Below are 13935 nucleotides of genomic sequence, written 5' to 3'. Positions count from 1 at the left end.
GACCCCTGCGCGTGCAGGGAGGACCGAGTCCTGCGACTCCTCGCACACCTCGCACCCGGCTGACCCCTGCGCGTGCAGGGAGGACTCCAACGCGGCCTGCACCTCGCCCCGAACCTGCGGCTGACCCCTGCGCGTGCAGGGAGGACGTCGCCGTGCAGCAGCGTCTCCGGCAGGCCGCAGGCTGACCCCTGCGCGTGCAGGGAGGACTTGAGGACGGTCGTGGCGTGGGCCCGGACCAGCGGCTGACCCCTGCGCGTGCAGGGAGGACCCTTCCCCACCTGCACCGCCGCGCGCCCTTTGCCATTTCTTGACTATGCTGCGGTGCCTCAGCCCCAGCCATCCTCCCACGCCCCGCCCCACCATCACGCCACCGCCCCCTCACCCCACAAGGCCCCCCATGACCCGCCTCTCCTGGCTCTCGCGCGCCACGGCCTCCCTCCTCCTCTGCCTGGAGGCCGTGGCCGTACTGCTGTACTTCTGCATCGCGGTGCCGTTGTTCTCCAGCGGCATCGGCTTGGAGGACGAGGTGGCGCCGAGGTCGAAGGTGCTGCCGCACCTGATGGCACTGGGCGGGCTCGTGATGGTCGGGACCAACGCGTTCGGGGTGCGCGAGCTGTGGCGGCCGCTGCCCGGCAGGCCTGTGGTCGCGGCGACGGCCGGGGTGCAGGTGTTGCTGCTGGCGTACGGCACGGTGTCGGGCGACTACCTGTTCTCGGTCTTCGCGGCGGCGGTGGCCCTGCCGCTGCTGGCGGCGGCCGTGCCCGGGTGGCGCCGGCACGGCGGCGGCCGGGCCGTCACGGACCGCGCCGCCCCCGGCCGCGTTCCTCGACGTACTCCTTGAACCGTCGCAGGTCTCCCTTCACCCGGTGGTCGACGGCGCTCCTGACCTCGGCGGCCGTCTGCCCCGGCCCCGCGGGCGGGAGGTCGACGGCGAGGGTGACCCGGGTGTGGCCGGGGTCGAGCCGCCGGAAGGTGACCACCTCCTTGCGGTCGGCCTCGCCGTCCGTGGTGCGCCAGGCGATGAGTTCCTCCGGCTCCTGGTCGACGATCTCGGTGTCGAACTCGCGAGCGACGCCGTCGATGCTGGTGCGCCAGTGGCTGTGGCGGGCGTCCAGCCTGGTGACGGAGTCGACGCCCGCCATGAAGCGCGGGAACTCCTCGGACAGCGTCCACTGGTTGTAGGCGGCGTGCAGGGGCACGGCCACGTCCACGGATTCCTTCACCCTCCGGCTCATGAGGACCTCCTCGTCCGACGTGGCCGGGGCCTTCCCGCCCGCCCGTGCGCCTGCCCGGCCACCGTCGGCACCACACGAAGCGCTCCCCCGCTACGGGCCGCTCCGCTCGCCGGGCGCGGCTCGCGGCCGGTCGCCGTCGACGAGGTGCCGGGCGACGGTGGCGAGGTCGGTGCCCAGCCGCTGGGCGGCGCCGACCAGGAGGTTGAGCGCGGTGTGCGGGGTGACGTCGAACCGCTCGGCGGTGAGGCCGATGGCCAGGCCGGTGGCGTGCCGGCGGTCGAGCAGGTCGGCCACCGCCCGGGACAGCGCGAAGCGGTCGAGGGCGGCCGAGGCCTGGAGGGCGAGCACCTCGACCAGCCCGAGGGCGGGCGTACCGGGGTCGACGGGGGTACGCAGGTAGGCGCTGAACACCGTGCAGCCGGCCGGGTGGGTGCGCAGGTGGGCACCGGCCACGGCCCGCACGCCGCAGCGCCGGGCGCGGTCGCCGAAGCGGTCCGGGCGGCCCGGGTCGAGCCGGACCACGACCTGGCCCTCGCCCTGGCGGCGGAGCCGGGGCATGAGGCCCAACTCGGCCTCCCCCTGCGCGCGTTCGAGGGCCAGCAGGTAGGACGGGGTGGCGGCGAAGGTCTCGACCGTGCCGTCGTCGTGCCAGGTGCTCACGGCGGCGCCCACGCAGTCCGGGACGGTGACCCTGGTCAGCTGCACGACGTCGTGCAGGGTGGGCAGGGGCGCGGAGCGCACCCGGTCGCGGGCGGCGAGCTCGCCGAGGACGGCGAGCAGCGCCGAGCGGGCCCGCTCGGTCGCCGGGGCTCCGGCCGCGGCGCCGCCCGCGTCGGCCCGGCCCTGGCGTTCCAGCAGGATCCGGGCCCGGGCGACGGCGCGGGCGGCGTCGGCCTCGCCGGTGTAGATGCCGATCGTGTAGCAGACGTCGCGCAGCCGCTGCCGAGCCTCCGGCGAGCTCGACGGGGCCAGGGCCTCGTACTCCGCGACCAGTCGGCCGAGGGCAGCGACATCCACCATGGGCATGAGTACCTCCGTGTGTTTACGGAAAGTATGCGCCGATCACACAGTGAAACCATGCCGCCCGGCCCCCACCCGCACGTCGGGCCCGTCTCAGCAGGCGCCCTGCGAGCCCTCCCCGGCGTCCTCGTCGCTCCAGCCGGGGGCGTCCCGGTCCTCCAGTTCCTCGCGCAGCCAGGTGAGAGTGGCGCTGAGCAGCCGAGAGACGTGCATCTGGGAGACGCCGATGCGCTCGGCGATCCTGGACTGGGTGCAACCGTCCCAGAACCTCAGCTTCAGGACGGTCTGTTCGCGTTCGGGCAGGCGGGCCAGCAGGGGGCGCACGGCGGCGCGGAAGTCGGCGAGTTCGATGCCGGGGTCGCAGCCGCCGAGGCGGTCGAGCAGGGCGCTGCCGCTCTCGTCGTCGTCCTCCTCGCGCAGGGCGTCGAGGGAGTTGGGGCGGTAGACGCGGCCGGCCATCAGGCCCTCGGTGGCCTCCTCGACGCTGACGTGCAGGTCCTCGGCGAGCTCTTCCGGACGCGGCAGGCGGCCGAGTTCCTGCTCCAGGCGGTCGGAGCCGCGGGCGACGGTGAGGTAGAGCTCCTGCATGCTGCGCGGCACCCGTACCGGCCAGGAGGTGTCCCGAAAGAACCGTTTTATCTCGCCGGTGATGGTGGGGATGGCGTAGGTGACGAACTCGACGCCGCGCCGCGGGTCGTAGCCGTCGACGGCCTTGATCAGGCCGATCGTGCCGACCTGGAGGATGTCCTCCATGTCCTCGGCCCGGTGGCGGAAGCGGGCGGCGATGAACCGCACCAGGGGCATGTTGAGCTCGATGATGGTGCCGCGCACGTAGCTGTAGGCGTGGCTCTCCCGGGCCGCCCCGGCCAGCCGCGCGAACAGCGCGTCGCTCAGCTCGCGGGCCTCCGCCTTCCCCATCCGGCGCAGTTCGGCCGCGGTGGGGCGTCGCGGCAGGTCGGGCGGTGCCCCCGGCCGGGCTCCGACATCGCTGCCGACACCCCGGCCGACGCCCCGGTCGACATCCCGGCCGACGCCCCGCCCGGCATCCCGCCCGACATCCCTGCCGCCGCCCCGGTCGGCTTCCCGCCCGACATCCCTGCCGCCGCCCCGGTCGGCGTCCCGCCCGACATTCCGATCGGCATCCCGGCCGCCGTACCGCCTGCTGTTCCGGCGGACGGCCCGCAGATCGACGGCCCTCAGGTCGACGACTCTCAGGTCAGCTGTTTCCAGGTGAACGGACACGTGATCGCTCCTCGGCGCCGGGCCGGACACCCGTCGCCGCGTACGGGACTGGCACCTCATGCGGCGAGTCGCCTCGTGCGGCGTGTCGCGGTTCCTCCCGGGGGCCTGCGCCCGGCTTCGTCGGGTACGGCCCCGATCGGCACCGCCCGGGGTGCTTGGAGCAGCCGGAACCGCACGGCCGCTGCAAGGGGGTTGTACCCCGGGGAGCGGCACCGAACGCATGTTCCCGATGTTTTTCCCGCTCAGCGCGGACGCGGGCGGACGTACTCGACCAGCTGCATCATGCCGAGCTCCTCGTGCTGGAGCTGGTGGCAGTGCAGGACGGTCCGGCCGGGGTGGTCCTCGTACTTGACCAGCAGGGTGACGGTGTCGCCCGGCCGGCCGCCGGCCAGGTCGACGGTGTCCTGCCAGACCGGCGGGTCGAGCCGCCGGCCGTTGCGGTGGGTGACGAGGACGTGGTTGGTGTGCAGGTGGAACGGGTGGTGGAAGGCCGGCATGGTGTCGTCGCTGTGCAGGGTCCACCGCTCGACGGCGCCGAGCTCCAGGGTGTGGTTGACGTACTCGGGGTCGTACAGGCCGTAGGCCGGGTCCCGGGTGAGGTCGCCGCCCGGGTCGGCCGCGGGGGTCGGGTGGCTGCCGAGGACGCGGAAGGCGTTGGGGAACGGCTGGTCGAAGACGTTCGCGTCGACGTGGAAGACGATCCTGCGGTCCGCGTCGGGGTTGGCGATGTCCTTCTCGTCGAGGAAGGGCTTGCCCTGCGGCAGCGCGGTCGGCAGCTCCATCGGCGGCCGGACGGCCTCGCCCGCCACCTCGACCGTCATCAGCGGGACGGGCACGCCGGCGGCCCGCAGTTCGTACCTCCCGGCTTCGCCGCCCCGGACGAGCACGTCGGCGCGGTTGCCCGCGGCCAGCGGGACCAACTCGGTGGCTACGGGCGCGGCGAAGGTCACACCGTCCATGGCGATCTGATGCATCGTCAACGAACGCTCCCCGTCCGCGATCCGGAGCGCGAGCGAGGTGAGGGCGGTCGCCGCGACCAGGCGCCAGCGCTGGACCTCGCCGGGGCGCAGCGTCAGCGTGGGGTTGACCGCGCCGTTGACGGTGAAGGTGGGCTGGACGGCGGCGAGGGCGTCGCCGGAGGCGAACTCGGCGACCGTGCCGTCCTTGATCCGGAGTTCGTTGATGCAGACGACCAGGTCGGCGGCGGCCTTGATCTGCGGCACCTCGTCGACGTCGCCCTCGACGATGATCACCCCGGCCATCCCTCCGGCGATCTGGACGGCGGTGGCCCCGTGCGCGTGCGGGTGGTACCAGTACGTCCCGGCGGGGTGGTCGACGGGGATCCGCACCGTGGTCAGGTAGCGGGGCTCGGGGGCGCCGGCCGCGACCTCCTCGGCGGTGCGCGGCCGGAACTCGCGCAGGACGTTGTCGGCGTTCCCGGTGGGCGGGACGTGCAGCCCGTGGGTGTGCAGGTTGAAGCTGTTCGGGCGGTGCGGCCGGTTGTGGCCGCCGTGGCGGTGACCGTGGCCGGACGGCTCGGGCGCGCCCGGGTCCGGCACGCCCGGCGGGCCCGGCGGGTTGGGCGGCAGCCCGTTGACCTGGTGCAGCCACAGGACGTCCCCGCCGCGCACCCGTAGCGTCGGCCCCGGGACGGTGCCGTTGTAGGTGCGGGTGGTGACCGGCCCGTACCCCGGGACGGTGAGCGTCGTGAACCGCACGTCGAGCGTCTGGTCCAGCACCGCCCCCGGCCTCCCGGGGGCCGACGGCGCCCTCCGGACGAGCGGCTGCGGGAAGGCGCCGGCCGCCCTCGCGGGCCGGCCGAGGAGGCCTTCGGAGCCGACCGCGAGGACGGCGGCGGCGGGAACGGCCTTGAGCACCGAGCGACGACTGATTCCGACGTTTTCTCTCATAAGCGGGCAATCTAGGTCTGCTTCCGTACTGCTGCGTTCAGGCACACCGCGCGCCGGCCGGGGTTGGGCCTTCCGCAGCACATCGGGGAGCACGCCGGCACATCGGGGAGCACTCCGCGAAGGGACGCCGCGAAGGGGGACGCCGCGAAGGGACGCCGCGAAGGGACGCCGCGAAGGGGGACGCCGCGAAGGGACGCCGCGAAGGGGCGCCCAGGGAGCACGCTACGAATGTTCCGGGTGGGTCAGGTTGGCCCCGGTCCGGGGGTCGAAGACGTGGATGCGCGCCGTGTCCACCCGCAGCTCCAGCGGATGGCCCTCGGCGGCCCGGGTGGCCGGGGCCAGCCGGGCGACCATCCGGTGCTCCCGCAGGCCGGTGTCGGCCCGGCCCGAGTCCGCCGCGAGCTCGGCGAGTTCGGCGAGATCGGCCAGGTCGGCCAGACCGGCGGGTCCGGCCGGACCCGCACCGGCCCCGGCGGCCCCCGGCCCGCCCTCCGCCGCGAAGTGGACGAAGACGTCCGAGCCGACCGACTCCCGGACCTCGACCGTCACGGTGACGGTGACCCCGCCCGGGTGCCCCTCCGCCAGGGCCGCGTCCTCGAAGTCCTCGGGGCGGATCCCGACGACCAGTCCGCGCGGCGCGTCCGCCCGCTCCAGCGCGCGCCGGGTGCGGTCGTCCAGCGGCAGCTCGCCCAGCGGGGTCCGCAGCGAGGCCCCCGAGACCGCCGAACCACCCCGCCCACTCGAACCGCCCAGCGCGGACGAGCCGCCCGACGCCGTCGAACCTCCCAACGCCGTCGAACCTCCCAACCCTGTCGAACCCCCCGGCGAGCCCGGCGCACGCGGCGCGGCCACGGCGCCCGGCACCAGCTCCGCACCGAAGAAGTTCATCCCCGGCGAGCCGATGAACCCCGCGACGAAGAGGTTCACCGGCTCGTCGTACAGCTCCTGCGGCGAGCCGACCTGCTGGACCACGCCCGAGCGCATCACCACCACCCGGTCGCCGAGCGTCATCGCCTCCACCTGGTCATGGGTGACGTACACGGTGGTGGTGCCCAGGCGGCGCTGCAGCGCGGCGATCTGGGTGCGCATCTGCACCCGGAGCTTGGCGTCCAGGTTGGAGAGCGGCTCGTCCATCAGGAAGGCCTTGGGCGCGCGGACGATCGCCCGGCCCATCGCGACCCGCTGGCGCTGCCCGCCGGAGAGGTTGGCCGGCTTGCGGTCCAGGTGCTCGGTGAGGTCGAGGATGCGGGCGGCCTCCTCGACCTTGGCGGCGATGGTCGGCTTGTCCACCTTGGCCAGGCGCAGCGCGAAGCCCATGTTGTCGCGCACGCTCATGTGCGGGTAGAGCGCGTAGCTCTGGAAGACCATCGCGATGTCGCGGTCCTTGGGCGCGCGGTCGTTGACCACCTCCCCGGCGATCCGCAGGGTGCCCTCGGTGATGTCCTCCAGCCCGGCGATCATGTTGAGCGTGGTGGACTTGCCGCAGCCGGACGGGCCGACCAGGATCACGAACTCCCCGTCGGCGACGGTGAGGTTGACGTCATGGACGGCGAGGGCGCCGTCGGGGTAGCGCTTGGTGATGCCGTCGAGGACGATCTCGGCCACGATCCGCCTTCCTGGCCCGCCGGCGGGGCGGGCACGTCAGCTCAGCTACTCGGTAACTCGGGGTCAGCCCTTGACGGCGCCGGCGGTGAGCCCGGCGACGATGCGGCGCTGGAACAGCAGCACGAAGAGCACGATCGGGACGGTGATGACCACCGCGGCGGCCGCGATCGAGCCGGTCGGCTGCTCGAACTGGGAGCTCCCGGTGAAGAAGGCGATCGCGGCCGGGACCGTCCGGGCCGAGGTGGTGGAGGTCAGCGAGATCGCGAACAGGAAGTCGTTCCAGCAGAAGATGAAGACCAGGATGCCGGTGGTGAACACCCCCGGGGCCGCCAGCGGCGCGATGACCAGCCGGAACGCCTGCCAGGGCGTGGCGCCGTCCACCTTGGCCGCCTTCTCCAGGTCCCACGGGATCTCCCGGAAGAACGCCGAGAGGGTGTAGATCGCCAGCGGCAGCGAGAAGGTCATGTACGGGATGATCAGCCCGGGCCAGGTGTCGAACAGGCCGAGCACCCGCTCGATGTCGAACAGCGGCGAGACCAGCGAGATCGGCGGGAACATCGCGATCAGCAGGGACACCCCGATCAGCAGCCGCTTGCCGGGGAAGCGCAGCCGGGCCACCGCGTACGCGGCCATGGTGCCGAGCACGACCGCGACGGTGGTGGCGATCACCGCGATGCCGATCGAGTTGACCAGGGCGCGGGTGAACTCCGAGGTCTGGAAGATGCCGCGGTAGTTGGCCAGGGTCCACCGGCGGGGCACGAAGGCGCCGTCGGACAGCGTGCTCGGGTCCTTGAAGGAGAGCGCCACGATCCACCACACCGGGAAGAGCGCGTAGAGCACGACGACCAGGTTGGCGACGCCCCAACCGGTCAGGGCCCGGGCGGGCCGCCCGCTCACCGGTGCTCCGGGTCCGCGCCGGGCGCGGCCGCGCCGAACAGCTTGACGAAGACCAGCGCGACGAGCGCCACGCAGACGAAGATCAGCACCGAGATCGCCGAGCCGATGCCCAGGTTGAGCGCGGTGAAGAGGTTGTCGTAGCCGAGGATGGAGACCGATCCGGTGCCGTTGGAGCCGCTGGTCAGCACGTAGATGTTGTCGAAGATCCGGAAGGCGTCCAGGGTGCGGAAGAGCAGCGCGACCAGGATCGCCGGCTTCATCAGCGGCAGGACGACCAGCCGCAGCCGCTGCCCGGCGCCCGCGCCGTCCACCATCGCCGCCCGGACGGTCTCCTCCGGGACGAGCGCCAGTCCGGCGAGCAGCAGCAGCGCCATGAACGGGGTGGTCTTCCACACCTCCGCGAGGATGATCAGGCCGACGGCCGGCCACTGCTCGGTCAGCGGGGCGCTGCCCTCCGGCAGCAGGGCGGCCAGGTAGCCGGTGCCCGGCGTCCAGGCGTACTGCCAGGAGTAGGCCGCGACCACGGTGACGATCCCGTACGGCACCAGCACGGCGGTGCGCACCGTCCCGCGCCCGAAGACCGTCCGGTGCATCACCAGCGCGAGCGCCAGGCCGAGCAGCAGCTCGACGGTCACCGACACCGCGGTGATCAGCGCGGTGACGCCGAGCGCCTGCCACCAGTACGGCGAGGTCAGCACCGCGCCGTAGTTGGCGAGCCCGACCCAGTGCGCCTGGGCCGGGAAGCGCAGGTCGTAGCGCTGGAGGGACAGGTAGACGGCGTAGCCGATCGGGTAGGCGGTGACGGCGAGCATCACGACCACGGCGGGGGCGCAGAGCAGCAGGCCCAGCCGGCTCTCCTGGCGGGCGCCGCGCGAGGGCCCGGCCGGTGCGGCCGGTGCGGCCGCGTCCGCTGCGGCCCCGGTGGACGGTGTCACGGGATCAGCCCCTTGGAGGTCACGGGATCAGCCCCTTGGAGGTCACGGGATCAGCGCCTTCGAGGTCACGGGACGAGCCCCTGGAGGTCACGGGATGAGCCCCTTCGAGCCGAGGGCGTCCCGGATCTGCCCGCGGAGGTCGGCCACGTCCTTCTCCGGGCGGATGCCCGCGGGCGGGGAGAGGGTGTGCGAGACGGCGATCGAGACGTTCTGGTAGGCGGGGGTCTGCGGCCGCACGCTGGCGGAGTCGAGGGCGGCCAGCACGTCGGCGGCGAACGGGTAGCTGGCGGTGAGCTCGGGCGTCTCGTACAGGCTCCGCAGCGAGGGCGGCAGGCCGCCCTTCAGCGCGTTGACGAGCTGGTTGTCCCGGTCGCGCAGGCACAGGGTGGCCTCGGCGGCGAGGTCGGGGTGGCGGCTGTAGGCGCCCACCGCGAGGTCGATCCCCCCGATGGTGACGCTGGCGGGGCGGTCGGCGCTCACGGCGGGGTACGGGGCCCAGCGGAAGTGCGGGAACAGGTCCGGCCGGTCGGCCTTCATCGACGGGTAGACGAAGGGGTAGTTGAGTTCGAAGGCGGCGGTGCCGGACTCCATCGCGAGCCGGTTCTGGTCCTCCATCTGGTTCGGCAGCGAGGGGTCGGCGGCCGCGGAGGCCGCCAGGTCGCGCATCACCCCGGCGGCGGTGACGGCGGGCGCGCCGAGCGAGGGCGCCTGGGCGTCGGGGGTGAGGATCGCGCCGCCCGCGCTGGTGACGAGCGTGTTGAACCAGACCGTCAGCCCCTCGTACTGGGCGCCCTGGATCTCCACGAGGTGCGGCTTGCCCTCACGGGCCAGCTCCTGGGCGCGGGAGAGCATCTCCGCCCAGGTCCGGGGCGGGGTCGGCACCAGGTCGTCGCGGTACCAGAGCAGCTGGGTGTTGGAGTTGTACGGGACGGCGTACAGCCGGCCCCGCCAGGTCGCGGTGCGCACCGCCGCGTCGAGGGTGTCGGTGGTGGCCCGCTCGCGCATCGTCCCGGTCCACTCCCGGATCCAGCCGGCCTCGGCGAACTCGGCGGGCCAGGTGACGTCCAGGCCGAGGACGTCCACGTCGGCGTCGTGGGCCGCCATCCGGCGCACCAGCTGCTGGCGCTGGCCGTCGGCGCCGCGCGGCAGCTTGTTGTAGCGGATGGTGTAGCGGCCGCCGGACTGCCGGCCGCAGCGGTCGGCGGCCTGCTGGAGGGCGCCCGAGTCGTCCGGGAAGTTGTACCAGTTCAGGGTGACCGGGCCGGCGCCGGCGCCGGCGCCGCCCCCGCAGCCCACCAGGGCCGGGGCGAGCACGGCCAGCCCGGCGGCGGCGCTCGCCCAGCGCGAACGGAACGTGGGGACCCTCGGCATCGCTCTCCCGCAGTGGGACGGACGGTCCGGCCGACCCTAGGGGCCGTCCCGCCGGCCGTTGCCGGGGCCGCGCCGCCCGCCGGCGCCGACCAGCCGGACGGCGGAACGGGCCCCCTCCGGCCGGCGCAGCCGGCGCCGGGCGCCCGGGAGGCGCCGGCCGGGGGCCGCGCGGATACTGGGCGCACACGAAGAGACCGCCGGCCGCACCGGAACCGAGGAGCACACCGTGACCGGACCCGTCGTCGTCGGATTCGACGGCTCACCCGAGAGCCTGGCCGCCGCCGCGTGGGCCGCCCGCGAGGCACAGCGCCGCGGCGCGCGCCTGGACGTCCTCCAGGCCTGGCCCCGGCCGAAGCACGTCGAGCCGGGCCGCGCGCCGGGCGGCCACCCGGCGCCGGCGCAGCTCGCGGAGCACGAGGGCGAGTTGCGGGCCCTCGCGCCGGAGGTGGCGGTCGCCGCCACCTCCGTGGCGGGCGATCCGGTCGAGGCGCTGGAGGCCGCCGGGCACGACGCCGCCGTGCTGGTGGTCGGTTCGCGCGGGCTGGGCACCCTGCGCGGGTTCCTGATCGGCTCGGTGAGCCAGGAGGTGCTGCGGCGGGCGGCCTGCCCGGTGGTGCTGGTCCGGACGGACGGAAACGAGCCGGACGGCGAGGTGGTGCTCGGCCTGGATCTCGGGCGCCCGGCGGAGGCGGTGCTGGCCTTCGCCTTCGAGGCCGCCGCGCTGCGCTCGGCGCCGCTGCGGGTGGTGCACGTCTGGTCGCCGCCGGCGGGCAGCGAGTACATGGCCTACGGGGCGATCGGCGGGCTGGAGCGCGAGGCGTCCGCGGCCGAGGACCACGGGCTCGCGCGGGCCCTGGAGCCCTGGCGGGTCCACCACCCCGAGGTCGAGGTGACCACCGAGCTGATCCGGGGCAAGCCCGCGGTGGACCTGGTGGACGCGGCCGGGGCCGCCCGGCTGCTGGTCGTCGGCCGCCGCGTCCGGCGGATGCCGCTGCGCCACCACCACATCGGCCCGGTGGCGCATGCCGCGATCCACCACGTGCGCTGCCCGGTCGCGGTCGTCCCGTACGGCTGACGGCGCGCCTGACCGTGCCTGGGGCGCCGAGGCCGACCGCGCGGCCGGCCGGGCACCGGGAAGGCGCTACAGTCCGGTGGCATGAGTCAGTCCGTACGCCCGCCCTTCGGGAACTTCGCCTCCGCCGTGCCCGCGCTGGAAGCCGGTGCGGAGCTCGCCGCACCCGTCGCCGACGCGCTGAAGAACTGGGACGCCCGGGAGGCGGCCGCCTCGGTGCTCTACGTGGACAGCGATCCGGAGCACGCCGACACCGCCGTGTTCTGCGCGGCCTACGACGTGCCGGCGGAGGTCTCCGCGAACTGCGTGGTGGTCGCCGCCAAGCGCGCCGGGGAGGTGACCCTGGCCGGCTGCCTGGCGCTGGCGACCACCCGGGTGGACGTCAACCGGGCGGTGCGCACCCGGCTGGGGGCGCGCAAGGCGTCCTTCGCGCCGATGGACAGCGCGGTCGAGCTGACCGGCATGGAGTACGGGGGCATCACCCCCGTCGGGCTGCCCGACGGCTGGCCGCTGCTGATCGACGAGGCGGTGGCCGCGGCCCCGTACGTCCTGGTCGGCAGCGGGCGGCGGCGGGGCAAGCTGATCCTGCCCGGGTGGGCGCTGGCGCAGCTGCCGGGCGCCGAGGTGCTGCCGGGCCTGGCCGGCTGAGCCTCGGCGCCCGGCAGCACCGGGGCGGGTTCAGCGGGCCACGGGTTCGGCGGGCCCGCGGGTCAGCCGGCCAGGGGTTCAGCCGGCCAGGGGTTCAGCGGGCCCGGGGAGCGAGGCCGACCGGGCAGACCACCGGGGTGCCGTGCACCGGGTCGGTGAGGATCGCGCTCTCCACCCCGTACAGCTCGCGCACCAGCTCCGGGGTGACGATGTCGCGCGGCGCGCCCTGGGCGACCACCCGGCCGTCGCGCATGGCCACCATGTGGTCGGCGTAGCGGCAGGCGGTGGTCAGGTCGTGCAGCACGAGGACGACGGTGCGGCCGCGGCCGGTCAGGCCGCGCACCATTTCGAGCACCTCCAGCGCGTGGCCCATGTCCAGCGCCGAGGTGGGCTCGTCCAGCATCAGGATGTCGGTGTCCTGGGCGACGGCCATGGCGATCCAGGCGCGCTGGCGCTGGCCGCCGGAGAGGGTGTCCAGCGGGCGGTCGGCGAGGTCGTGGAGGTCGGCGGCGGCGAGGGCGCGCTCCACCGCCTCGGCGTCGCCGGCGGACCACTGCCGCAGCAGGCCCTGGTGCGGCTGGCGCCCGTAGCGGACGAGGTCACGGACGGTCAGCCCGTCCGGCGCGGTGGCGGACTGCGGCAGCAGGCCGATGATCCGGGCGATCGCGCGGGTGGACAGCGAGGTCAGCGGCCTGCCGTCGAGCAGCACGGTGCCGGAGCGCGGGGCGATCGTCCGGGCGAGGCCGCCGAGCAGGGTGGACTTGCCGCAGCCGTTCGGGCCGACGATGACGGTGACCTGCCGCTGCGGCAGTTCGAGGTCGAGCTCACGGACCACGAGGGTGCGGTCGTGGCCCAGGCTGAGCGCGCTGGTCGCCAGCCGGGGGGCCGGGGCGTCGGCGGCGGTGGCGGTGCGGGCGGTCATGCGGTCCTCCGGGGACGGGTGGTGAGCAGCAGCCAGAGCAGGTACGGGCCGCCCACGAGGGCGGTGACCAGGCCGGCCGGCACCTCGGTCGGCGACAGGGCGGTGCGGCCGAGCAGGTCGGCGAGCAGGGTGAGGACGGCGCCGGCGGCGGCCGAGGTGAGCACCGGCACGCAGCGCGGCCCGGCGATCCGGCGGGCGGCCTCCGGCGCGGCCAGCGCGATCATGCCGAGCGGTCCGGAGACGGCCACCGCGAGGCCCGCGCAGACCACCGCGACGACCAGGACGCCGCCCCGCAGGCCGCGCACCCGCACGCCCAGCCCGGTGGCGACGGCGTCGGAGAAGCGCAGCAGCGACAGCCGGCGGCCGAGCAGCACGGCGGCGGGCAGGCAGGCGAGCAGCCCGAGTTCGAGGTAGCCGACGGCGTCGGCGTCCCGGCCGTTGAAGGTGCCGACCGTCCAGCCGTAGGCGGCGTTGGCGGCGTCGATGGCGGCGCGGGAGAGCATCAGGTTGGTCACCGCGCCGAAGACCGCGCCGATGCCGAGGCCGACGACCAGGAAGCGGTAGCCGTTGCGGCCGGCCCCGCCGCCGAGGGCGAAGGCGAGCGAGGCCGCGGTGGCGGCGCCCACCAGGGCGGCGGCGGAGGGCAGCAGCTGGGTGGCGACGCCGGTGACGGAGGCGACGGCGAAGGCGGTGGCCCCCTCGTTGAACCCGACGGTGTCCGGGGTGGCCAGCCGGTTCTGGGCGAGGGTCTGCATCAGGCAGCCGGCGACGCCGAGGGCGGCGCCGACGGCCAGGGCGGCCTCGACCCGGGGCAGTCGCAGCTTCTCGACCAGCAGCACGTCGCGCGCGGTGCCGTCGCCGAACGCGGCGCGCAGGGCCGTCACCGGGTTCAGGCCCGTCTCGCCGACGGCCAGGCAGACGGCGGTCACCGCGGCCGCGACGAGCAGCAGGGCGGTGCAGCCGAGCAGCGGCCGCACCGGGACGAGCACCGAGCGGCCGCCGCCCAGGGGGAGCAGCCGGGTGCCGGGCGGGGCCGTCCGCCGGGGCGCGGCGGCCGACGGGGCGCCAGGCCCCACGC

The 13935-nt window shown here is 74.8% G+C and carries 13 protein-coding genes and 1 CRISPR repeat array (1 of these 14 only partly in view); of the genes, 3 read left to right on the top strand and 10 right to left on the bottom strand.

Annotated elements, in window-relative coordinates:
* Nucleotides 1-268: direct repeats of the CRISPR family, unit length 24 nt; unit sequence GGCTGACCCCTGCGCGTGCAGGGA (it extends 796 nt beyond the left edge of the window).
* A gap of 129 nt (nt 269-397) precedes the next feature.
* Nucleotides 398-841 carry a hypothetical protein gene (locus ACH5AR_RS03400; RefSeq protein WP_396299695.1) on the top strand — a complete coding sequence of 148 codons (444 nt, stop codon included), beginning with the start codon at nt 398-400 and terminating at the stop codon, nt 839-841.
* Here the strand turns inward: ACH5AR_RS03400 and ACH5AR_RS03395 are convergent.
* The 8 genes from ACH5AR_RS03395 to ACH5AR_RS03360 form a co-directional block, all read right to left on the bottom strand.
* Nucleotides 795-1235 carry an SRPBCC family protein gene (locus ACH5AR_RS03395; RefSeq protein ID WP_396299694.1) on the bottom strand — a complete coding sequence of 147 codons (441 nt, stop codon included), beginning with the start codon at nt 1233-1235 and terminating at the stop codon, nt 795-797. The two genes, ACH5AR_RS03400 and ACH5AR_RS03395, sit on opposite strands and share 47 nt — an antisense overlap.
* 90 nt (nt 1236-1325) lie before the next feature.
* The gene (locus tag ACH5AR_RS03390; RefSeq protein ID WP_396299693.1) at nt 1326-2255 is read right to left on the bottom strand and encodes a DUF5133 domain-containing protein; all 930 of its coding nucleotides are present in this window, start codon (nt 2253-2255) and stop codon (nt 1326-1328) included.
* Nucleotides 2256-2348: 93 nt separating this feature from the next.
* Complete coding sequence (locus tag ACH5AR_RS03385) at nt 2349-3173, bottom strand: SigB/SigF/SigG family RNA polymerase sigma factor (protein ID WP_396299692.1); 825 nt, start codon at nt 3171-3173, stop codon at nt 2349-2351.
* 566 nt (nt 3174-3739) lie between these two features.
* On the bottom strand, nt 3740-5407 hold the full coding sequence (locus ACH5AR_RS03380; RefSeq protein WP_396299691.1) for a multicopper oxidase family protein: 1668 nt from the start codon (nt 5405-5407) through the stop codon (nt 3740-3742).
* Nucleotides 5408-5629: 222 nt separating this feature from the next.
* Nucleotides 5630-7012 (bottom strand): ABC transporter ATP-binding protein, encoded by a 1383-nt coding sequence (locus ACH5AR_RS03375; RefSeq protein WP_396299690.1) that lies wholly within the window; start codon nt 7010-7012, stop codon nt 5630-5632.
* 63 nt (nt 7013-7075) lie between these two features.
* A complete protein-coding gene (locus ACH5AR_RS03370; RefSeq protein WP_396299689.1) occupies nt 7076-7909 on the bottom strand; it encodes a carbohydrate ABC transporter permease in 834 nt (277 codons plus the stop codon).
* Nucleotides 7906-8844, bottom strand: a complete 939-nt coding sequence (locus tag ACH5AR_RS03365) for a carbohydrate ABC transporter permease (protein ID WP_396299688.1) — start codon at nt 8842-8844, stop codon at nt 7906-7908. The genes ACH5AR_RS03370 and ACH5AR_RS03365 overlap by 4 nt, the downstream gene beginning before the upstream one ends.
* A gap of 87 nt (nt 8845-8931) precedes the next feature.
* A complete protein-coding gene (locus ACH5AR_RS03360) occupies nt 8932-10215 on the bottom strand; it encodes an ABC transporter substrate-binding protein (protein WP_396299687.1) in 1284 nt (427 codons plus the stop codon).
* A 226-nt stretch (nt 10216-10441) separates the two neighbouring features.
* Between ACH5AR_RS03360 and ACH5AR_RS03355 the strand changes: the two genes are divergently transcribed.
* Nucleotides 10442-11290: a universal stress protein gene (locus ACH5AR_RS03355; protein ID WP_396299686.1), complete on the top strand. Its 849-nt coding sequence runs from the start codon at nt 10442-10444 to the stop codon at nt 11288-11290.
* An 81-nt stretch (nt 11291-11371) separates the two neighbouring features.
* Nucleotides 11372-11935, top strand: coding sequence for a YbaK/EbsC family protein (locus ACH5AR_RS03350; RefSeq protein WP_396299685.1), 564 nt, complete (start codon nt 11372-11374; stop codon nt 11933-11935).
* A 94-nt stretch (nt 11936-12029) separates the two neighbouring features.
* Here ACH5AR_RS03350 and ACH5AR_RS03345 read toward each other — a convergent pair whose 3' ends face one another.
* Together ACH5AR_RS03345 and ACH5AR_RS03340 are read right to left on the bottom strand one after the other, a co-directional pair.
* Nucleotides 12030-12857 (bottom strand): ABC transporter ATP-binding protein, encoded by an 828-nt coding sequence (locus tag ACH5AR_RS03345; protein WP_396299684.1) that lies wholly within the window; start codon nt 12855-12857, stop codon nt 12030-12032.
* Complete coding sequence (locus ACH5AR_RS03340; protein ID WP_396299683.1) at nt 12854-13933, bottom strand: FecCD family ABC transporter permease; 1080 nt, start codon at nt 13931-13933, stop codon at nt 12854-12856. The genes ACH5AR_RS03345 and ACH5AR_RS03340 overlap by 4 nt, the downstream gene beginning before the upstream one ends.
* Between the last annotated feature and the right edge of the window lie 2 nt (nt 13934-13935).

It is taken from the genome of Kitasatospora sp. NPDC018619 (assembly GCF_044391605.1).
GTDB lineage: Bacteria > Actinomycetota > Actinomycetes > Streptomycetales > Streptomycetaceae > Kitasatospora.
This window is presented reverse-complemented; position numbering and strand designations above follow the sequence as displayed.

Bases quoted from the DNA above. Each gene is read 5' to 3' on its own strand.
- ACH5AR_RS03395 (WP_396299694.1), bottom strand. From the start codon at position 1,235: ATGAGCCGGAGGGTGAAGGAATCCGTGGACGTGGCCGTGCCCCTGCAC.
- ACH5AR_RS03345 (WP_396299684.1), bottom strand. From the start codon at position 12,857: ATGACCGCCCGCACCGCCACCGCCGCCGACGCCCCGGCCCCCCGGCTG.
- ACH5AR_RS03400 (WP_396299695.1), top strand. From the start codon at position 398: ATGACCCGCCTCTCCTGGCTCTCGCGCGCCACGGCCTCCCTCCTCCTC.
- ACH5AR_RS03380 (WP_396299691.1), bottom strand. From the start codon at position 5,407: ATGAGAGAAAACGTCGGAATCAGTCGTCGCTCGGTGCTCAAGGCCGTT.
- ACH5AR_RS03385 (WP_396299692.1), bottom strand. From the start codon at position 3,173: ATGGGGAAGGCGGAGGCCCGCGAGCTGAGCGACGCGCTGTTCGCGCGG.
- ACH5AR_RS03390 (WP_396299693.1), bottom strand. From the start codon at position 2,255: ATGGTGGATGTCGCTGCCCTCGGCCGACTGGTCGCGGAGTACGAGGCC.
- ACH5AR_RS03350 (WP_396299685.1), top strand. From the start codon at position 11,372: ATGAGTCAGTCCGTACGCCCGCCCTTCGGGAACTTCGCCTCCGCCGTG.
- ACH5AR_RS03360 (WP_396299687.1), bottom strand. From the start codon at position 10,215: ATGCCGAGGGTCCCCACGTTCCGTTCGCGCTGGGCGAGCGCCGCCGCC.